The organism is Tenacibaculum sp. 1_MG-2023 (assembly GCF_030547425.1).
Taxonomy (GTDB): Bacteria; Bacteroidota; Bacteroidia; order Flavobacteriales; family Flavobacteriaceae; genus Polaribacter.
This window is the reverse complement of sequence record NZ_JAUORH010000003.1, coordinates 123,976-144,826: the sequence shown is the minus strand read 5'-3', so window position 1 is coordinate 144,826 and position 20,851 is coordinate 123,976. Positions and strand designations below refer to the sequence as shown.

20 protein-coding genes and 1 other RNA gene are annotated in these 20,851 nt (G+C 31.4%); 13 read left to right on the top strand and 8 right to left on the bottom strand.

Features of this window, described 5'->3' with window-relative positions; all coding sequences use genetic code 11:
- Positions 1 to 15: 15 nt before the first annotated feature.
- From rny to Q4517_RS03650, 4 genes are all read right to left on the bottom strand, one after another.
- The gene (gene rny / locus Q4517_RS03665) at positions 16 to 1,581 is read right to left on the bottom strand and encodes a ribonuclease Y (RefSeq protein WP_303506355.1); all 1,566 of its coding nucleotides are present in this window, start codon (positions 1,579 to 1,581) and stop codon (positions 16 to 18) included.
- Positions 1,582 to 1,629: 48 nt separating this feature from the next.
- Positions 1,630 to 1,738: non-coding RNA, 6S RNA (ssrS, locus tag Q4517_RS03660), on the bottom strand.
- A gap of 58 nt (positions 1,739 to 1,796) precedes the next feature.
- Positions 1,797 to 2,084 (bottom strand): cell division protein ZapA, encoded by a 288-nt coding sequence (locus tag Q4517_RS03655; RefSeq protein ID WP_115901276.1) that lies wholly within the window; start codon positions 2,082 to 2,084, stop codon positions 1,797 to 1,799.
- Between the two features lie 15 nt (positions 2,085 to 2,099).
- Positions 2,100 to 2,390, bottom strand: a complete 291-nt coding sequence (locus tag Q4517_RS03650) for a hypothetical protein (protein ID WP_303506352.1) — start codon at positions 2,388 to 2,390, stop codon at positions 2,100 to 2,102.
- A gap of 148 nt (positions 2,391 to 2,538) precedes the next feature.
- Between Q4517_RS03650 and Q4517_RS03645 the strand changes: the two genes are divergently transcribed.
- The 5 genes from Q4517_RS03645 (at position 2,539) to Q4517_RS03625 (ending at position 8,265) form a co-directional block, all read left to right on the top strand.
- Positions 2,539 to 4,230, top strand: a complete 1,692-nt coding sequence (locus Q4517_RS03645) for a M23 family metallopeptidase (protein ID WP_303506349.1) — start codon at positions 2,539 to 2,541, stop codon at positions 4,228 to 4,230.
- Between the two features lie 11 nt (positions 4,231 to 4,241).
- The gene (locus Q4517_RS03640; RefSeq protein WP_303506347.1) at positions 4,242 to 6,686 is read left to right on the top strand and encodes a carboxypeptidase-like regulatory domain-containing protein; all 2,445 of its coding nucleotides are present in this window, start codon (positions 4,242 to 4,244) and stop codon (positions 6,684 to 6,686) included.
- 166 nt (positions 6,687 to 6,852) lie between these two features.
- On the top strand, positions 6,853 to 7,437 hold the full coding sequence (locus Q4517_RS03635) for an SMI1/KNR4 family protein (RefSeq protein ID WP_303506345.1): 585 nt from the start codon (positions 6,853 to 6,855) through the stop codon (positions 7,435 to 7,437).
- 124 nt (positions 7,438 to 7,561) lie between these two features.
- Positions 7,562 to 7,888: a multidrug efflux SMR transporter gene (locus Q4517_RS03630; protein ID WP_303506343.1), complete on the top strand. Its 327-nt coding sequence runs from the start codon at positions 7,562 to 7,564 to the stop codon at positions 7,886 to 7,888.
- Positions 7,889 to 7,896: 8 nt separating this feature from the next.
- Positions 7,897 to 8,265, top strand: coding sequence for a DUF2200 domain-containing protein (locus Q4517_RS03625; protein ID WP_303506340.1), 369 nt, complete (start codon positions 7,897 to 7,899; stop codon positions 8,263 to 8,265).
- Positions 8,266 to 8,352: 87 nt separating this feature from the next.
- On the opposite strand, the gene Q4517_RS03620 is transcribed toward Q4517_RS03625, so the two are convergent.
- Positions 8,353 to 9,138 (bottom strand): helix-turn-helix domain-containing protein, encoded by a 786-nt coding sequence (locus tag Q4517_RS03620; RefSeq protein ID WP_303506338.1) that lies wholly within the window; start codon positions 9,136 to 9,138, stop codon positions 8,353 to 8,355.
- Between the two features lie 176 nt (positions 9,139 to 9,314).
- On the opposite strand from Q4517_RS03620, the gene Q4517_RS03615 reads away from it, so the two are divergent.
- From Q4517_RS03615 to Q4517_RS03590, 6 genes are all read left to right on the top strand, one after another.
- On the top strand, positions 9,315 to 9,893 hold the full coding sequence (locus tag Q4517_RS03615) for a non-canonical purine NTP diphosphatase (protein ID WP_303506336.1): 579 nt from the start codon (positions 9,315 to 9,317) through the stop codon (positions 9,891 to 9,893).
- On the top strand, positions 9,894 to 10,925 hold the full coding sequence (locus Q4517_RS03610) for an iron ABC transporter permease (protein WP_303506334.1): 1,032 nt from the start codon (positions 9,894 to 9,896) through the stop codon (positions 10,923 to 10,925).
- A gap of 37 nt (positions 10,926 to 10,962) precedes the next feature.
- Positions 10,963 to 11,766: an ABC transporter ATP-binding protein gene (locus Q4517_RS03605; protein ID WP_368506458.1), complete on the top strand. Its 804-nt coding sequence runs from the start codon at positions 10,963 to 10,965 to the stop codon at positions 11,764 to 11,766.
- A gap of 65 nt (positions 11,767 to 11,831) precedes the next feature.
- Entirely contained in the window at positions 11,832 to 12,869 is a 1,038-nt protein-coding gene (locus tag Q4517_RS03600) for a M28 family metallopeptidase (RefSeq protein ID WP_303506332.1), read from the top strand.
- Between the two features lie 236 nt (positions 12,870 to 13,105).
- Positions 13,106 to 14,275 carry a histidine decarboxylase gene (locus tag Q4517_RS03595; protein ID WP_303506330.1) on the top strand — a complete coding sequence of 390 codons (1,170 nt, stop codon included), beginning with the start codon at positions 13,106 to 13,108 and terminating at the stop codon, positions 14,273 to 14,275.
- 54 nt (positions 14,276 to 14,329) lie between these two features.
- Entirely contained in the window at positions 14,330 to 14,953 is a 624-nt protein-coding gene (locus Q4517_RS03590; protein ID WP_303506328.1) for an outer membrane beta-barrel protein, read from the top strand.
- A gap of 42 nt (positions 14,954 to 14,995) precedes the next feature.
- Here Q4517_RS03590 and Q4517_RS03585 read toward each other — a convergent pair whose 3' ends face one another.
- From Q4517_RS03585 to Q4517_RS03575, 3 genes are all read right to left on the bottom strand, one after another.
- Positions 14,996 to 16,093, bottom strand: coding sequence for a methyltransferase (locus tag Q4517_RS03585; protein ID WP_303506326.1), 1,098 nt, complete (start codon positions 16,091 to 16,093; stop codon positions 14,996 to 14,998).
- A gap of 15 nt (positions 16,094 to 16,108) precedes the next feature.
- The gene (locus Q4517_RS03580) at positions 16,109 to 17,641 is read right to left on the bottom strand and encodes an FMN-binding glutamate synthase family protein (protein WP_303506324.1); all 1,533 of its coding nucleotides are present in this window, start codon (positions 17,639 to 17,641) and stop codon (positions 16,109 to 16,111) included.
- A 92-nt stretch (positions 17,642 to 17,733) separates the two neighbouring features.
- Positions 17,734 to 17,985: a type B 50S ribosomal protein L31 gene (locus Q4517_RS03575; protein ID WP_115901257.1), complete on the bottom strand. Its 252-nt coding sequence runs from the start codon at positions 17,983 to 17,985 to the stop codon at positions 17,734 to 17,736.
- A gap of 198 nt (positions 17,986 to 18,183) precedes the next feature.
- Between Q4517_RS03575 and Q4517_RS03570 the strand changes: the two genes are divergently transcribed.
- Together Q4517_RS03570 and Q4517_RS03565 are read left to right on the top strand one after the other, a co-directional pair.
- Positions 18,184 to 19,224 carry a glutaminyl-peptide cyclotransferase gene (locus tag Q4517_RS03570; RefSeq protein WP_303506317.1) on the top strand — a complete coding sequence of 347 codons (1,041 nt, stop codon included), beginning with the start codon at positions 18,184 to 18,186 and terminating at the stop codon, positions 19,222 to 19,224.
- Positions 19,225 to 19,240: 16 nt separating this feature from the next.
- The gene (locus Q4517_RS03565) at positions 19,241 to 20,740 is read left to right on the top strand and encodes a hypothetical protein (protein ID WP_303506315.1); all 1,500 of its coding nucleotides are present in this window, start codon (positions 19,241 to 19,243) and stop codon (positions 20,738 to 20,740) included.
- The last annotated feature ends 111 nt before the right edge of the window (positions 20,741 to 20,851 follow it).

The window sequence follows — 20,851 nt, the reverse complement described above, 5'->3', positions numbered from 1 at the left end:
TATATAACTAATAAACTATTTAGCTACATTAACAGCTCTTGTCTCTCTAATTACAGTAACCTTAACTTGACCTGGATAGGTCATGTCATTCTGAATTTTTTGAGAAATATTAAATGATAATTCAGCAGCTTTTGTATCGTTTACCTTTGCACTTTCTACCATAACTCTTAATTCGCGTCCTGCTTGAATAGCATATGCTTTTTGTACTCCATTAAACCCAAAAGCAATATCCTCTAAATCTTTTAAACGTTGAATATAAGAATCTAATACTTGACGACGTGCACCTGGTCTTGCTCCAGAAATAGCATCACATACTTGAACTATTGGAGCCATTAAACTCTTCATTTCTATTTCATCGTGGTGAGCTCCAATTGCATTACATACATCAGGTTTTTCACCATATTTTTCAGCCCATTGCATTCCTAACAATGCGTGTGGTAATTCACTTTCTGTTTCTGGTACTTTACCAATATCATGTAATAAACCAGCACGCTTAGCAGCTTTTGCATTTAAGCCCATTTCAGCAGCCATTATACCACAAAGGTTCGCTACTTCACGTGAGTGTTGTAACAGGTTTTGACCATAAGAAGAACGATATTTCATTCGTCCAACTGTTTTGATTAATTCAGGGTGTAAACCATGAATTCCTAAATCAATAACAGTACGTTTACCAACCTCTATAATTTCTTGAGTAATTTGCTTTTCAGTTTTCTTTACAACCTCTTCGATTCTTGCTGGGTGAATTCTCCCGTCCGTTACAAGTTTATGCATTGATAAACGAGCAATTTCACGACGAACAGGGTCAAAACAAGATAAGATAATTGCTTCAGGAGTATCATCAACAATAATCTCAACTCCTGTTGCAGATTCTAAAGCACGAATATTACGCCCTTCTCTACCAATAATTCTACCTTTAACGTCATCTGACTCAAGGTTGAATACAGACACGCAATTTTCAACTGCTTGCTCTACGCCTACTCTTTGAATAGTGTTTAACACTACCTTACGAGCTTCTTGTTGAGCCGTCATTTTCGCTTCTTCTATGGTGTCTTGAATGAAAGACATAGCATCAGATTTTGCTTCGTCTTTTAAAGATGCTACCAACTCTGTTTTGGCTTCATCGGCAGATAGTCCAGAAATTTGTTCAAGCATATCTACATGACGCTTGTGCATTTTTTCTAGCTCAGATTCTTTCTTTTCTAAAAAGTCTAATTTATAATTAAAATCAGCTTCTTTCTTCTCTAATTGCTTATTAAGTTTTTTGTTTTTGTCTAGCTCTGATGATACTTGGCTCTCTTTATCTCTTACTCTTTTTTCTACATCAGAAACTTTCTTTTCTCTAGATAAGATTACTTTTTCGTGCTCAGACTTCAGTTCTATAAACTTCTCTTTAGCTTGTAAAATCTTATCTTTCTTTATTGCTTCGGCTTCTACTTTAGCTTCTTTTATAATGCTACCAGCCTCTTTTTTAGTTTCTTGTATTAATTTATTTGCATTAGATTTTTCTAACATTTTAGCAATAAAAAAACCTACTGCTACACCTATAATTCCTGCTAAAACAGGAAATAATATTCCCTCCATAATTTTGATTTGATTGTATAAAAAAAGCCTACATTAATAGGGTTTTAAAAACTCCAAAATAACAAGTTTAGGATTAACTGATTGATCAAGGATCCGAGGTAAAATCGGCTTGCTTTACTAACCACGACTCATCCTTTATAATTGAATAACGTTGAGTTTAACAAACAATGTACTAATGTAGGCAGTATATTAAATAATATATTTTAAAGAACGTTTTATAAATGATCTTCTAGCAAGTTAGTCAATTCATTTATCTTTTGCAATACTTCGGTGTTTTCTTTAGTATTTTTTAACGATACTATTTCTGCTTTTGAGGCAAATTGTAAAGCGCTCATTGCTAAAACATCTTGCTTATCTGCTACCGCATAACTTTCTTCAAACTTAGCAATTAATTCATTAATGCTTTTCGCTGCTTTACGTAATCCTTCCTCTTCATCGGTATTATTCACACTCAACGGATACGTTCTACCAGCAATTACCACATTAACTTTTATTTTTGCCATGTAAAGAACTTTATATTATGTGTTCAAAAGAGTAATACATTTATCAATCTCTCGAACCAAAGCATTTATTTTGAGTTTTGTTTCTCTTGTATTTTCGTTACTGCCCTCAATAGTTTTAGCAACTTTCAGCAAATTAAATTGTTTTTGCTGTTCTTTTAGCTGCTTCTCTTTTTCTTGTAATAAAACTTGTAACTCTGCGTTATTTTGAAGTAAAACTTTATTTTCTTCTTTCAAAAACTCATAGTTCGAAAGTAAGTTCTTCAACTTATCTTCCAGTAAATGAATTGCTTTTAAAGGGTTACTCATTTATTTTAGAGAATAAAACTATATTCACAAAGTTATTAATATAACTTATAATTAGCAACTCTTTTAGTGTTTTTTACCAAACCATTGATTTTGAACCTTTAAGGTTTTTGATAGATTTTTACTAGTTTTGCTTTAAAACTATTGCATTTTGAAATTTTACTTTTCTCTCATTTTATTAGTCATTTTTGTTAGTGGACATGCTCAAAGTCAGTATCCACGAAATTACTTTTCAAATCCTTTAAAAATCCCTGTAGTATTGTCTGGTACCTTTGGAGAATTACGAAGTAATCATTTTCATTCTGGAATAGATATTAAAACCCAAGGAAAAGAAGGAATTCCTATTTATGCTCCTGCAAATGGATATATTTCTCGTATAAAAGTACAGCAGTATGGTTTTGGAAAAGCTTTGTATATAACACACCCTAATGGTTATACCACTGTATATGCGCATTTAAAACGATTTGAACCAAGTATTCAACAATATGTAAAAAGTGTTCAGTATAAAAAAGAAAAGTATAGCACAGGAAACCTTTTCCTTAAGTCGGATAAATTCCCTGTAAAAAAAGGGCAACTTATTGGTTATACTGGAGATACTGGTAGTTCTGGTGGTCCACACCTACATTATGAAGTTAGAAATACTAAAACAGAACATATTATCAACCCAATGCACTTCGGTTTAACAGCAAAAGATGATAAGACTCCTACAGTTCAAAAATTAGTCGCCTATCCATTAAGTGACGACGCTCGAATTAACAACTCTGCTTTAGAGTCTGTTATTTCTTTTAAAAACAAGGGAGATGGTAATTATGTAGCAGAAAAAATTACAGCTAGCGGTACTGTTGGTTTTGGTATTAGTGTATTTGACCGATTAAATGGTGCATTGAATAAAAATGGAATTTATAGTTTAGAAATGAAGGTAAATGGTAAGCGTGTGTATTATCATGATGTTGAAACCTTTTCTTTTGCTGAGAGTAAATATATTAATCTGTTAATCGATTACAAGCATTATAAAAAATATAGAAATAGAGTACAAAGAACACATAAAGTAAAAGCAAACAGACTTAGCCTATATGAAGATTTAGTAAACAATGGAAAGATTCATATTGAAAACGGAGCTAATTACAATATTGAAATCATTGCCAAAGATTTCAAACACAACACTTCTAAAGTAAGAATACCAGTTAGAGGGACTACCAGTAATTTAGTATTTAAGGAAAAAGATACCACTAACTATAAAATTATAGCAGCTAACTTTAATAAATTTCAACAAAAAAATGTAACAGTTGCTTTTCCTAAAAACACTTTTTATAAAGATTGTTTCATTGATTTTAAAGTTGAAAATGGTACTGCTAAAATTCACAATCCTACAATTCCTTTGGACAAACGTTATACACTAACTTTTGAGACTTCTTTTTTAACAGAAGATCAAAAACAACATGTATATATTGCTAATGTTACAAACCCTAAATATCCAAGATACACATCTACAAGAAAAAAAATTGACAAAGTATATACTACCACAAAACTCTTAGGTAGCTATGCTTTACGTTTTGACACTCAAAAACCAACTATTCAGCTATACAATTTTAGTAACAATCAGTGGATTTCTAAAAATAAAACACTGAAAGTTAAAATTGGAGATAAAGAAACGGGAATAAAAAATTACCGCGCTACTATTGATGGTGAATGGATTTTAATGGAGTATAACCATAAAAAAAGAATACTTACATACGATTTTAATGATAAAAAGTTGGTTGGTAGCAAACATATTTTTAAACTTGTAGTCTCTGATAATGTGGGTAATACTGAAACAGTTTCAGCAACATTTTTCAGAAAGTAAACTAAACAAGCTTGAAAAAATTTATTCTTTTATTACTGTTCCCTTCACTCGTTTTTGCACAAAAAACAGCTACAGTAAAAGGAATCATTACCAATAAATTCAATACACCAATTGAAGGAGTTGCGATTTCCTATTTATCAAAAGGAACTACTACCAATGCCAACGGAATGTATCAATTTACCATTCCTATTCGCAAAACTGTTACTGTTACATTTACACATGTTTCTTATAAAACTTTGGTAAAAAAATTCACTTCTAGAGGAAAAAGAAGCTTTAACTTCTCTCCTACTTTACAAATTAAGAGTGAAAAATTAGAAGAAGTCATTGTCAAAAACCAACAAAAAGAAGCACAAGGTATTACCAAAATAAAATCTAAAAAAGTAAAAAACATACTTGGTGCCAATGCCGGTGTTGAAAACATACTAATGACACTCCCTGGAGTTAGTAACAATAACGAATTGAGTACTCAATACAATGTTCGCGGAGGTAACTTTGATGAAAACCTAGTATACGTAAATGGAATAGAAGTATATCGTCCGTTTTTAATCCGTTCTGGTCAACAAGAAGGCTTAAGTTTCACCAATCCACATATGATTCAGAATATTAATTTTTCTGCAGGTGGATTTCAAGCAAAATATGGTGATAAATTATCTTCTGTTTTGGATATTACATATCGAAAACCAACCAATTTTGGCGTTCAACTAGATTTAAGTTTATTAGGAGGTAGTTTTACTATTGAAGATACTTTTGCTAACAATAAGCTTAGTGCTATAGTAGGTGTTCGTTATCGTGATAATAGTTTATTTGTTAATAGTAAACAGACAGAAGTTAACTTCAGACCCCGTTTTACTGATGTACAATCATTTTTAAGCTATCAAGTTACCAATAAACTCACTTTAAATTTCTTAGGTAATTTCTCTCTCAACAACTACAACTATAAACCATTAACTCGTAAAACTCGATTTGGTACCTTAAGCTCCCCGCTAGAGTTAATTGTTTTTTATCAAGGACAAGAAGAAGATCGTTTTCAAACCTTATTTGGAGCTTTTTCTGCTAATTATCAAGTTAACGACAATCTAAAACTTACTGGTACTATTTCATCTTTTAATACACAAGAAGAAGAATACTTTGATATTACTGCCGCTTACGCCATAGGTGAAGTAAATAGCAATATTGGTTCTGAAAATTTTGGCGAAGTTGAATTTTCTCAAGGAATAGGTTCACAAATTAATCATGCACGTAACGACTTGGATGCTTTAATTAGTAACATTCAACTAAAAGCTACTTTAAAAGACGGTAACAATGAGTGGAAAGCTGGTATTAAATACCAAAAAGAAAATATTAAAGATCGTATTCGTGAATGGGAAGTAATAGATTCATTAGGTTTTTCTGTTCGTCCACCACACCACTCCCCAAACAATCAACCATACGAACCTTTTACAGGTCCTATTGAGCCTTATAGAAATATAAGAGCAGAAAATGAAACAGACATCAATCGTATTACTAGTTTCCTACAATTCAGTAGAAAAGCAATTTGGAATGACCACCAAGTTTGGATGAATATTGGAGTCCGTTCTCATTATTGGTCTATAAAAACAGTTTCTACTAATAGTTATTCTCAAACAATCTTTAGTCCTAGAGCGCAATTTGCTATAAAACCTGATTGGGAAAGCGATATGCTATTTAGAATATCTGGTGGGTGGTATTCACAACCTCCATTTTATAAAGAATTACGTGATTATGACGGACAAGTACACCCCAAAGTAAAAGCACAAAAGTCAATTCACATAGTTGCTGGGAATGAATATAGTTTCAACGTATGGGAACGCCCTTTTAAATTAGTTACTGAACTTTATTACAAAGATTTATCAGATGTAAATGCGTACTCAGTAGATAATGTACGTATTCGTTATCGCGCAGACAATGTTACTGATGCCTATGCTTACGGTTTAGATGTTCGTTTAAACGGAGAGTTTGTACCTGGTAACGATAGTTGGGTAAGTTTTGGGTATTTAAAAACCGAAGAAAACATCAACAATAGAGGTTATATTGCTCGACCAACCGATCAACGTTTAAAATTTGGTGTATTATTTCAAGATTATGTGCCTAACTTACCTGATCTAAAAGCCTACTTAAACTTAGTTTACAATACTGGTTTGCCAGGTGGAGCTCCTGCTTATTCAGATGTATATCAATTTCAAAACCGTTTGAACGATTATAAACGTGCCGATGTAGGAATTTCTTATGTTTTTGCTGATGCTAACAAACAACATAAAACTGGATTATTACATAACTTTAAAGAACTTACCGCTGGTTTAGAATTATTTAACATTTTCGATATCCGTAATTCCAACACCAATACATGGGTACGTGATGCTTACAGTAAAAACCAATACGGTATTCCTAACTACATGACAGGAAGAGTATTGAACTTTAAGTTAGGAATGCAGTTTTAGCCTTCTCTACTCTTTTTTAACGAAAAATTAGCGAAAAAACTTCCTTAAGCCTTTTCCACACATAGTATTTTAGCTTCAACATTTCAAAGGTGCTATGAAAAGCACTATCTATTTTTTTACAAGAAGTTTAGTAAGCACTAATATTACACTACAAAAAATAATTACAATGAAAAATCAAAAAGTTGAAATTGAAATTTTATGGAACCATTTTAAAAATTGGATTTCTTCTAATGCTCCACATTTATCAAAAGAGCTTCAACCCGCTATTCAACCAGAAGAAATAAAACAACTTCAACAAACCATACAAACAGAATTACCTGAAGACTTTATAGCATTTTTAAGTATACACAATGGTCAGGATAGAAATGCCGAAGGCTTAATAGATGCTGAAGAACTACTTTCTTCTGATAGAATAATTGATGAATGGAAAATTTGGTACGATTTATATAAAGGTGGAGATTTTGAAGATAGTGAAGCTGAACCCGATAAAGAAATTAAAGATTTTTGGTGGAACCCTAAATGGATTCCAATCACTTATGATGGCTCTGGAAATCATCTATGTATAGATATGGATCCTACTGAAAGTGGAACCAAAGGTCAAGTAATAAGAATGTGGCACGACGATAGTGCAAGAGAGTTTATAGCTCCATCTTTTAAGGTTTTTTTCGAAAATTACTGTATTAACCTTGAAAATAATAAATATGTGTACTCTGACGAGTGGGGAGGAATAATTAATAAAGAAGATTTATAAAAACCTTTAACTTAATTACAGTAGTAACCATTCTTATTCAAAATAAATCAAGTAAAAAGGTAAAATAGCTTAGTTTATAATTGAGAAAATTTATTGTATTTTAGTGTCTAAAAAGTAATTACAAATGAATTGGATTTTGTTAATTATAGCTGGACTTTTTGAAGTTGCTTTTGCCGCTTGTCTTGGAAAAGCTAAAGAAGCTACTGGAATAAAAGCTACATATTGGTATATTGGCTTTTTAATCTGTTTATCTATCAGTATGTTACTTCTTGTAAAAGCAACCCAAGAGCTACCTATTGGAACCGCCTATGCGGTTTGGACAGGAATTGGTGCTATAGGAACAGTACTAATCGGAATTTTAGTTTTTAAAGAACCCGCTACATTTTGGCGATTATTTTTTATCACAACATTAATTACTTCGATTGTAGGACTCAAAATCGTTTCACATTAACCTAAGCCATGAAAACAACACCTAAGCACAACGAAAGAGTAGCGAGCATGACTTTTGCTTCTGTTTATCCTCACTATATTACGAAAGTTGAGAAAAAAGGTAGAACTAAAGAGGAATTACATCAAGTAATTGAATGGTTGACTGGTTTCGATGACAAAAAGTTAGACAACTTAATTGATCAAAAGGTTACTTTTGAAACCTTCTTCAATGAAGCCAACTTGAATCCAAATGCTCATTTAATTACAGGTGTTATTTGTGGTTATCGGATAGAAGAAATAGAAACTCCTTTAACTAAGCAAGTTCGTTATTTAGATAAACTTGTAGATGAATTAGCTAAAGGTCGTAAAATGGAAAAGATTTTACGTAAACCTAGTTAACAACTTCCCTTTTTAAATCCTTAAGCACTACTTCATTTATTTTAATAAAAAGAGGCTTTAAAAGCCTCTCAAACGATTTAAATACACCTATTTTCTTGCTATCTTATAAATTATAATTATTTCAATTATCACAGTAGGTATTAATAAGAGCAATCCTAAACTAACCAAAACTACTGTAGCCAAGAAAGCTCCTGTAACAATTTCTAAAACACCTCCTATTTGTACTAAAACCCCTAATTTATCCTTTAACTGTAATAAACTCATTCCAAAAATTATTTGAATTGCTCCAAAAACAAGTAGTTCTGCAACAAGAGATATTGCAATAGTTTCTTCACTAAAATTTATTAAAAAAATATCATAAAACTCAAACAACACAAAAACTATCATAAACACATAAACCACTATTTCTAATAATTTATGAGCATAAATTTTGGCTATTCTTAAAAAACCCATAAAAAATAGCACAAAAGCTACAGAGGACACTACTTTAATGCTAGTATATATAGCTACATTAAAAATTGACTCATCTTTTGTAAACTGGTATATATCTGCGATAGTTTCAATAAATCCAAAAACAAAATAAATAATTCCACAAATCCAAGCTAAGTTTAATCTCTTCTTATCTTGATTTGTAAATACTACCTCATTTGTAAACTCTTCTAAATTAATAGTTACATCTAATGCTTGTAATATAGTCTTTATGGTAAAACTTCTTGGCATAGTTTCTCCTGCCTCTATACGTTGTATTGTACGAACATTAATATTACATTTTTCAACAAGCTCTTCTTGAGTTAATCCTTTTTGTTTCCTCAATTCAAGAATCTTTTTTCCTAAATCTGGTTGTTTCATGGTAAGTAAATTTTTATTTCTCATACAATATTACTTTTCATTCTAAATTTGATAAAACTATTTAATTGTTTTAAACCCGACTTTTACACGACATCTCTTTGTTTATAGTAGTTTCAAGACGAATACCTTTTCTATAAAAATAAAAACAACCACAAAGATGATAAAAATTGAATACATTTGCTTTTGTTAATTTTCAATACATGAAACTAGTTTTTGCTACCAATAATCTAAATAAACTTGCTGAAGTACAAAAAATGCTCCCTAGCTCTATTGAGTTGTTATCTTTAAAAGATATTAACTGTTTTGATGATATTGAAGAAACTGCAACAACTTTAGAAGGAAATGCTCAAATTAAAGCAAATTACATTACTGAGAAATTTGGATATAATTGTTTTGCTGATGATACAGGTTTAGAGGTAGAAGCTTTAAATGGAGAACCAGGAGTATATTCTGCTCGCTATGCTGGTGAACCTGCTAATGCAGAAAACAATATGCAAAAACTATTAACAGAATTGAATCACAAAACTGACAGAAATGCTCAGTTTAGAACTTCTATTTGTTTAAACTTAGATGGAAAGCAATTTTTATTTGATGGAATTTGTAAAGGAAGTATTTTAACCTCTAAACAAGGCGAACAAGGATTTGGGTATGATCCTATTTTTCAGCCTGAGGGTTATAACAAATCATTTGCAGAAATGACTTCAGAAGAAAAAAACAAAATAAGCCATAGGGGGTTAGCAATTCAGCAGTTAGTAGCATTTTTAAAATCAATTAACTAATTGAATTTATCAAAAACATACACAGTTCATTTTTTACTTTTATCAGTTTTACTGATAGTTTTTCTACTACTAAACATTAGTTTAGGTTCAGTTTCCATCCCTTTTCAAGAAATTTTTAATTCCTTATTTGGCAATCCTGTAGCAAAAGATAGCTGGCAAACTATCATCGTTAACTACCGTTTACCTAAATCAATTACTGCTATGTTGGTAGGATCAGGATTATCAATAAGTGGTTTATTAATGCAAACATTATTTAGAAACCCACTTGCTGGTCCTTTTGTATTAGGTATATCTTCTGGCGCAAGCCTTGGTGTGGCATTGCTTATTTTAGGCTCTAGTGTTTTTGGAGGATTTTTTCTTGTAGCTATTTACTCTAACTGGGCATTAGCCATAGCTGCTAGTGCAGGGTCTTTCTTAGTATTATCAGCCGTTATTATAGCTGCAAATAGAGTTCGTAATACGATGTCTATTCTAATTATTGGATTAATGTTTGGCTCGTTAACATCGGCGGTTATTAGTGTATTAGCTTTTTTTAGTGAAGCTGAGCAAATACAACAATATTTGTTTTGGAGCTTTGGAAGTCTTGGAAATTTAACTTGGACAGAACTTTCGGTTTTTGGAATAATTTATCTTATCGGAATCTTAGGAACATTCTCTGTAATAAAACCTTTAAATAGTTTCTTATTAGGTGAAAATTATGCAAAAAGCTTAGGAATTAATATCAAAAAAAGCAGAAATATTATTTTATTAATTACAAGTATTCTTACAGGTGTAATTACTGCTTTCTCGGGACCTATAGCTTTTGTTGGACTAGCTGTTCCGCATATCGCTAAAATGATTTTTGCTACATCAAACCATAAAATTTTGTTGCCTGCCGTTGCTTTAATTGGAGCAATTATTCTGTTAATTTGCGACAGTATAGCACAATTACCCACAAGTGAATTTACTTTACCTATTAACGCAGTAACCTCATTATTTGGAGCACCTGTTGTTATTTGGTTATTAATAAGGAAGAAAAAAATATATGTATAGCATAGAGTTACTAAAAACTTTATAAACAACTAAACGGATAAACATCAAGCAACAAGAAAAAAATATCGTCTTACAAACAGAAAACCTTTCTATAGGGTATCAATCAAAAAAGCAACAAACCGTTATTGCTTCAAATATTGATTTAGCTATTAAAAAAGGAAAATTTGTTGCTTTATTAGGTAAAAACGGAATAGGAAAATCAACTCTGCTACGTACAATTTCTAAAGTTCAAAAACCTTTAAAAGGTTTTGTAAAAATCAATCAAAAAGAACTTTCATCTTACACGAATCAAGAATTGTCAACTACGCTAAGTTTAGTATTAACCGAACGTTTACCGTTAAGTCAGCTAACCGTTTTTGAATTGGTAGCTTTAGGGCGCCAACCCTACACCAATTGGATTGACAAACTAACTCAAGATCATTTAAAAAAAATTCTCTGGGCAATTGAACAAACTGAAATCACACATTTAAAAAACAAACGTTTTTATGAATTAAGTGATGGTCAATTACAACGTGTACTTATTGCTCGTGCTTTAGCTCAAGATACCGAAATCATCATTTTAGATGAACCTACAGCTCACTTAGACATTCATCACACATTTAAAGTATTTTCTTTATTAAAAAAACTTGTAGAGAACACAGGAAAAACTATTATTATTTCTACTCACGAAGTAAATTTAGCTATTCAACTTGCTGATGAATTCATACTCCTTTCTGAAAAGCAATTATACACTGGTACTTCGCAAGAATTAATCACTCAGAATGCTTTTGAAGAACTTTTTCCGAAAGAATTAATAAGTTTTAACAAAACATTAGAACAATTCGTTATCAAGAAAAATTAAATTTGAATGACAGTAACATTTTGTTACTTTTGAAGCTAATCAAACTAAACAAACCTTAATTATTGATGAAGAAATTACTTTATATGGCTAGTGCAATTGCACTGGTAGCATGTGGTTCTAGCAAAGAAACTGCAAATACAGATAATGACGTAACCACAGACCAAGCTGCAAAATATGCAAAAACCATTACTGCAAAAGATTTAGGCAAACACCTATTCATCTATGCTTCAGATGAATTTGAAGGAAGAAATACGGGTGAGCCTGGACAAAAAAAAGCAGTAAAGTATTTAAAAGACTTTTATGTTAGTCAAGGAATTGCTTCTCCTTTAGGTGGTGATGATTACTTTCAAGAAGTACCCTCTGAGTACTTAAGTAACAATCGTAGAGGAATGACTTTAAAAGATTCTGAAAACGTTGTTGCTTTTATCAAAGGAACGGAAAAACCAGATGAAATAGTGGTTATTTCTGCTCACTTAGATCACGAAGGAGTTAAAAATGGAGAAATTTATAACGGTGCAGATGATGACGGATCAGGAACTGTAGCCATTTTAGAAATTGCTGAAGCTTTTAAACAAGCTGCTGATGCTGGCAAAGGCCCTAAGCGTTCTATTTTATTCTTACATGTTACTGGTGAAGAAAAAGGTTTATTAGGGTCTAAATATTACACAGAAAACCCTATTTTCCCATTAGCAAATACTGTTGCTGATTTAAATATTGATATGATTGGTAGAGTTGATGACCGCCATAAAGGAAATCCAAATTACGTATACTTAATTGGTTCTGATAAGTTAAGTACTGAATTACACGATATCTCTGAAGCGATGAACAAAAAGTATACAAACATCGATTTAGATTATAAATACAACGATGATAACGACCCAAATCGTTTTTATTATCGTTCTGACCATTATAATTTTGCTAAGCACAACATTCCAATTATTTTTTATTTTAATGGAACACATGCCGACTATCACAGACCAACTGATACTCCTGACAAAATCAATTACGAAATGTTAGAGAATAGAGCTCGTTTGGTTTTCCATACTGCTTGGGAAGTTGCGAATCGTGAAAATCGTGTTGTGGTTGATAAAGCCGCAGAATAAGGTCTTAACCAAGTTTAAATTATAAAGTTTAAAAGCTCATCTAATTAGATGAGCTTTTTTATTAATTCTAATCTATATATCGTTCCTAAAATATATCTTCTTTTCTTCCTGTAAAAAACCGTTAATAGATTATTTATCTACTACAACAATTAAATTAGAAAAATAATCTAAATACTAAACCTATACCTGATAAATAATATTACTTCATTTACTTTTGCTTGCTTAAATTTAATACTATGGTTAACGAGGGAAAATTATCATTAGAAAATCAGCAAAAACTAAATAAATTACAAGAAGAATTAGCTTCTGCTCGCGATACTTTTTTAGGGTATCCTGTATCAAAAGACTTTGATTATTCAGAATTAAATAAGTTTTTTCAATATCCAATTAACAACCTTGGTGATCCTTTCGAACAAGGTACTTATCGTGTACGTACCCATGAAATGGAACGTGAGGTTATAGCTTTTTTCGCAAAGCTATTTAGAGCTAACCCTAAAGATTTTTGGGGATACGTTACCAATGGTGGTTCAGAAAGTAATTTATATGGCTTATACATCGCTCGTGAATTGTTTCCGAAGGCTATGGTATATTATTCAGAATCTACTCATTACAGTGTTCGCAAAAACATTCATTTGTTAAACATTCCTAGTATTGTAATTAAATCGCAAGAAAATGGTGAGATGGATTATGAGGATTTTGAAAATACTGTTCGTATGAACCGTCATAAGCCTGTAATTGTATTAGCTACTTTTGGTACGACTATGAAAGAAGCTAAAGACAACATAGGTAAAATAAAAGGGATATTACACAATTTAGCTATTCAAGATCATTATATTCATTGTGATGCTGCTTTGGCAGGCTCATTTGGTCCGTTTATGCAACCTCGTCTTCCTTTTGATTTTATGGATGGTGCTGACAGTATTTCTATTAGTGGACATAAATTTATTGGTTCACCAATACCTACCGGAGTATTAATGGCTAAAAGATCTAATAGAGATAGAATTGCTAAAGGAATTTCATACATCGGTTCTTTTGATACCACTATTACAGGTTCTCGTAACGGGCACTCTCCTTTATTCTTATGGTACGCCTTAAAACAGCTTGGTGTTGAAGGTTTACAACAACGTTACCAACATAGCTTAGCTGTAGCTGAATATTGCGAAGCCCAATTACAAAAAATCGGAGTCAATGCTTGGAGAAACCCTAATGCAATTACTGTGGTATTACCCAAAACTCCCCAAAGTATTAAAGATAAATGGCAATTAGCTACTGAAGGAAATATTTCTCATGTGATTTGTATGCCTAACGTAACGAAAACTCAAATTGACGAATTTGTAAACGATTTAAAAAATTGTACAGAACAAATTATTGAAGAGGAATTCTCCTATGATTTTTCATTAAGCTAACCTTATATTAATCTAAGACAAGTACTTTTGATTGCTATAAAAGAAAATTTAATTATGAAGAAATTATTATTAAGTACAATGCTACTTGCATTGTCATTTGCTTATGGGCAAGAAAAAAAAGAAAAATTAACTATTGAAAAAGGTACATGGTATACTAGTGCCAATTTTTCCATAGGACACAATAGTAATGAATTTGAAGGTTCTCCTGAAACTTCTAAATATTTTAATTTTAACTTCTCTCCTAAGGTGGGATATACTATTAACGACAACTTAATTATAGGTTTAGGTGTAGGATATGGATATTCAAAAAGTGAATCAGGGAGTGAAATTGGAAAAGGTAACTCCTATAAAATCTTTCCTTACATCAAAAAACACTTTCCACTTGGAAAGAAATTAACTATTTCGTTACAAGGAGAGTTTAGCTATAGTTATTCTGACTATTCAAACAATATTAATCCCACCCCACACGAAAGAAGCACTAACCAATATTTTGTAGGGATAAGACCTGGACTTACTTATTTTTTAAACAAAAACATCGCCTTAGAGGCTAATATAGGTAGCTTAGGTTATTCTAAAACAGACCAAGATGAAAGTAGTTTTCCTGACAGAGAATCTGATTCATTTCAGTTTAATATAAACTCAACTGATTTAATGTTCGGTTTATCATATTATTGGTAGTATTAAAGTTTACAAATCAAACAAAAAACGCTAAGAAAATTCTTAGCGTTTTTTTATACATTCTATTATTTGAAACTTTTTATTTTGTTGTAACACACTTACCGAAGTAAAAAGCTTTGTTAGGTGCGTACTATAATTTAAATGGGAATTAGCAACTAACAAAAACCTTCCGTTGTTTTTCAAACAATTTTCTACTCCTTTAAAAAGATTAAGTGCTATCTCAATATTATTCTCATACTCGAAATGAAAAGGAGGATTCGATACTACTAAGTCAAAAGAATTTTCTTTTAACTCCTCTAGAGTATCATCGCATAAAAATTCTGCTTTTTTCCCTTCTAAGTTAATTTTAGATGACTCAATAGCTAAATTAAAATCATCTAACAAAGTTACTTCCGCTAGTGGATTTTGCTTGGTAACTTCATAAGCTATAACTCCATTACCAGAAGCTAGATCTAATACTTTTAACTCCTCTGTTTTAACTTCTAAAGTTTCTAAAAAAAATTGTGTTCCTATATCTAGACTTCCAGAAGAAAACACACCATAATATTGCCGTAAAGCTTTATCTTCCCATTGAATAGTATTAATTAGGTTTTTATTTTGAAATTCCTTTTTAGGTATTTTTAAAATAAGTAACCTTGCTTTTTTCCATGCTTTTGACTGAGTAACTTCTTCAAAATATTGTTCTGCGACCCTTATAAAAGAAGGAGAAAAATACTTAGTCATAAATCCGCAAACAACTTCTGTTTTTTTATTAGAAGCTGTATGAATTTGTTGTAAAAACAATTCAAATAATTCTAATGCCTTTGGAATTTTAATCAAAGCTACTTCTACATTCTGCAAATCATCAAGCGGAGTTTTAAAATCAATTTCCGTAGAAAAATTATTCAACTTTAAGTTTTGACGAATTGCTTTTTGCTGACTAGCATACGTCCAAATAGCAGTAATCTCTTTATGCTGTAAAGCACAATTCCACATTCCAAAACGGTCATTAAAAAGATGTAAGTGATCTATCTCTTTTTCAGCTATATAATCTAACGCTAAGAGTTCAGCGTTACTCCAAGCTCGTAAACTTTTATCAAAAGTCTTAGGGTAACGCTGTAATTGATATGTTTTTGAGTTAATTTTTACTTTAGTATCCAAATTAGTACTCTACATTTAATTTACCAAAACCTTTTCTTTAGCATAGTAAATTTCATCTAACGAAGTTATTTCGCCTGCTCTATTTCTTCTAAAAATATGTTTTGGCTCAATATCTTCTATTGATTCTTTCCCCATAGCTGCAACCATTTCTTTAGTTGCGCTAATTGTTTTATTGTGATAATTTTTTACACGCATATTCTTATACTTAACTACCAAAGCCTTTACCAGGTCTTTTTCTTGTGTTGCTACACCTACAGGACAAGTATCTAAATTACATTCACGCGCCTGAATACATCCTAAACTCAACATAAAGCTACGAGCCATTCCTATGGCATCAGCGCCTAACGCTAAGTATTTAATCACGTCAAAAGCATCAATAGCTTTTCCACTTGCAATGATTTTTATTTGGTCTCTTAACCCGTATTTTTTTAGCTTTTTATTTACAAAAGATAACCCTTCTAATAACGGTGTTCCGATGTAATTTGAGAATTCCAAAGGTGCTGAACCTGTTCCTCCTTCGCCTCCATCAACAGCTATGTAATCAGGATAATTATTTGCATCAGCAAATGCTTTGATCATTGCTTCAATTTCATCATTATCTCCAACACAAAACTTAATTCCTATTGGTTTCCCTCCTGACAACTCTCTTACTTGTTGAATAAATGCAACCATTTCATCAAAATTAGAAAAAGCATCATGCCCTGGTGGCGAATCTACTCGTGTAAAAGGCTCTACAGAACGAATTTCAGCAATTTCTTTTGTATTCTTTTTTGCTGGAAGAATCCCTCCATGACCAGGTTTAGCTCCTTGAGAAAGCTTTATTTCAACCATTTTTACCTCTGGTCTTACTGCATTCTTCTTAAAAACCTCAGCATTAAAAACTCGTTTCCCATTTACACTTTTTCCTGCTCCAAAATAGCCTGTTCCTACTTGAAAAATTAAATCTCCACCTTGTAAATGGTAAGGAGAAACCCCTCCTTCGCCTGTGTTATGAGCAAACTCTCCCATTTTTGCTCCTTGATTTAATGCCATAATTGCATTTTTACTCAACGAACCAAACGACATTGCAGAAATGTTAATTATAGAGGAATTATACTTTTGTGTACACTTATCTGAGCCTATGAGTACTCGTTCCCCACTAATATGATGATGATCTTTAGGAAATAGTGAATGTTTTACAAATTCATATCCTTTTGCATATACATTGTGTTGTGTACCAAAAGGAACTGTTTCAATTTCTTTTTTTGATCGTTGGTAAACTATACTCCTTTTCTCACGGTTTATAGGCTTTCCGCTTAAATCATCTTCAATAAAATATTGTTGAATTTTTTCTCGCTCTTCTTCAAACACCCAACGTAGGCGTGCAATTACAGGAAATGCACGCATTAATGAGTGCTCTTTTTGAATAAAAGCATCATATATTGCTAATAAAGTTACTACTGAAGCAACAGTTAATAAGATATAATTCCCCATATCTGGCATGAAATAAACCAACACACCACATAAAATATTAATTACAATAATAACAGATAAGATAGTATCTCTCATTTCTTTTATTTTTCTGACAAAAATACAATTTTAGCATAAAAAAAGCCCTGACATATAGCCAGAGCTTTCTTTTATATTTAAAATACTTAAAATTACTTCTTGAATTTCGAGTATTTGTTTTTGAACTTATCAATACGCCCTGCAGTATCTACTAACTTAGACTTACCAGTGTAGAAAGGATGTGAAGTTCTTGAAATTTCTAATTTAATTAATGGATACTCAACTCCTTCTACTTCTAAAGTTTCTTTTGTATTAGCAGTTGAACGTGTTAAAAAAACATCTCCGTTAGACATGTCTTTGAACGCTACCATTCTATAATTTTCTGGATGTATACCTTTTTTCATCTCTTGTAAATTTAAAATCTTTTATTTTTGTTGAAAAAATTATAAAGTTGGTAATGCTTTATAGTTGTTTCATATATCAAAAACCTGCAATGGCTATTTGAGGGTGCAAATTTAACCCTTTTTTTTAATTTGCAAACAAATAATTTGCTTTAATTTGTACAACCATCTTTATAAACTATAGAAAATAACATTTTATATATGCGTTTTTATAAACTTTTAACTTTAGGATTAACTACTTTACTTGTAACATCTTGTAGCGAAACTAATTACAAATTTAAATTAAATACTACCAAAAAAACTACTTTAGGTAAAAAAGCTGCTATTAAGTTTGAACAACTTAAAGGTGAACAGATCGATTCTGTACAACTTTACGTAAACAACAAACGTGTAAATACTAACGAAACAAGTATTACTATAAATACTGCTGATTTTGGTGTAGGAAAACATGCTGTTACTGCGTTGGCTTTTTATCCAAACAAATCAAAAAAACTAAACAATTCTATTGAGATATTAGCAAAGGAAGCCCCTGCTGTATACTCTTATAAAATTGTAAATATTTATCCGCACGATAAAGGAGCATACACCCAAGGGTTAGAATACAAAAATGGTTACTTATACGAAAGCACAGGACGTAATGGAGAATCTACTTTACGAAAAGTTGAATTAGAAACTGGAAAAGTTTTACAAAAGGTAGATTTGGACGAAAAGTACTTTGGTGAAGGAATGACCATTTTTAACAATAAAATTTATTGGTTAACATGGCATGCTCGTAAAGGTTTCATATACGATTTTGAAACATTTAAGCAACTTGGAAGTTTTGATTACACCAATAGCAATCAAGGTTGGGGATTAACACACAACGGCTCTGAACTTATTAAAACGGATGGAAGCAACAAAATTTGGTTTTTAGACGCAAATAATCAACAAGAAAAAAGAAGTGTCCAAGTATACACAAACAAATACCCTGTTGATAATTTGAATGAAATTGAACTTATTGATGGTAAAGTTTATGCTAATAAATGGCAACAAAACTCAATAGTTATTATCAATCCAGAAACTGGTGTTGTTGAAGGTGTAGCTAACTTAAATGGATTAAGAGATATTGTTGCTAAAGATCAAACTATAGAGCCTCAAGACGATGTACTAAATGGTATTGCATATGATACTGAAAACAATCGTTTGTTCGTAACTGGAAAACATTGGGGAAAATTATTTGAAATAGAATTAATCAAACAATAATCTACTACCTAAAATCATGAAAAATCCCCTTCCCATAATACTAGCGCTTATTTTATCTATTATTGTAATGTCTTGTAGAAAAGATTTCACTACAGTACCTAGTTATGGGAAGTTACAGTTTTCAAAAGATACCGTATTTCTAGACACCATTTTCAGCAACATAGGTTCTGCTACTTATAACTTAAAAGTATACAATAAGAGTAGTAAAACTATTACAATTCCAGAAATCAAATTGGAAAATGGAAATACTTCAAATTACCGATTGAATGTAGATGGATTAGCTGGTGACAACTTTAATAACATTGATATTTTAGCAAATGACAGCATCTATATTTTTATAGAAACCACTATTAACGTTAATACAGTAACCAATCCCTTATACACTGATAAAATATTGTTCGATAATGGAGAAAATCAACAAGATGTAGATTTGGTTACCTTGGTACAAGATGCGCATTTTATTTTTCCTTCTAAAAACAGTTCGGGTATTGAAACATTAATTATTAACGGCAAAGAAACCGAGATTCAAGGTCGTTTTTTAACTGATGAAGAACTAACCTTTACTAATGAAAAACCTTATGTCATTTACGGTTACGCTGCTGTACCATCAAGTAAAATACTAACAATTGAAGCAGGAGTTAAAATTCACTTTCACAACAATTCTGGATTAATTATAGATAAAGACGCTAACCTTAAAGCCAATGGAACCTTAGATAAAAAAATTGTTTTTGAAGGTGACCGACTAGAGCATCAGTTTAGTGAAATTCCAGGACAATGGGGGGCTATTTGGATACGTGAAGGTAGTTTTAACAACGAACTAAATTATACTCAAATTAAAAATGGAACTGTTGGACTTCTTGTTGACGGACAAGATACCTCCTCTCCCACGCTAACAATAAAAAATACTGAAATATATAACAGTTCAAACTATGGTGTTTTAGGTAGAAACACACATATTGAAGGAGAAAACTTAGTAATAGGTAGCGCAGGACAATCTGCATTAGCTTGTACTTTTGGTGGTAAATATAACTTTACCCATGCTACTTTTGCTAATTTTTGGAATAGCAGTATTCGTCAATTACCTACAGTTTTAATAAATAACCACATTACTTATTCTAACGATAACAACCAAGAAGTTACAGAAATTAATGATTTAGTTAATGCTAACTTTATTAATTGCATTATTGAAGGAAATAACAATGTAGAGTTTATCCTTGATAGAATTGACGGAACAACTTTCAACTATATGGTTGAAAGTTGCTTAATTAAATTTGATGATTTTAATAATTCATTTACAGATAATAATGAATTGAATTTTGATGATACTTCACATTATCAAAACAACATTTTAAACGGTGAATCTGACTTTAAAGATGTTACTAAAAACGAGTTTATCATTGGTAAAAATAGTGACGCTATTAATAACGCAAAAGCTTCTTCTATTTCTAAAGATATTTTAGGCGTAGACAGAAGTACTTCTCCTGATATTGGAGCTTACCAACATGTTAGCTTTTAACTCTTAAAAAAGAGTCATTACATTAAAACACTTGTCAGGACATATATCTCTAGCTTACAAGCTATAAAATGAAAAAGGAGTGCAAAGGGCTAAGCACTCCTTTTTCATTTT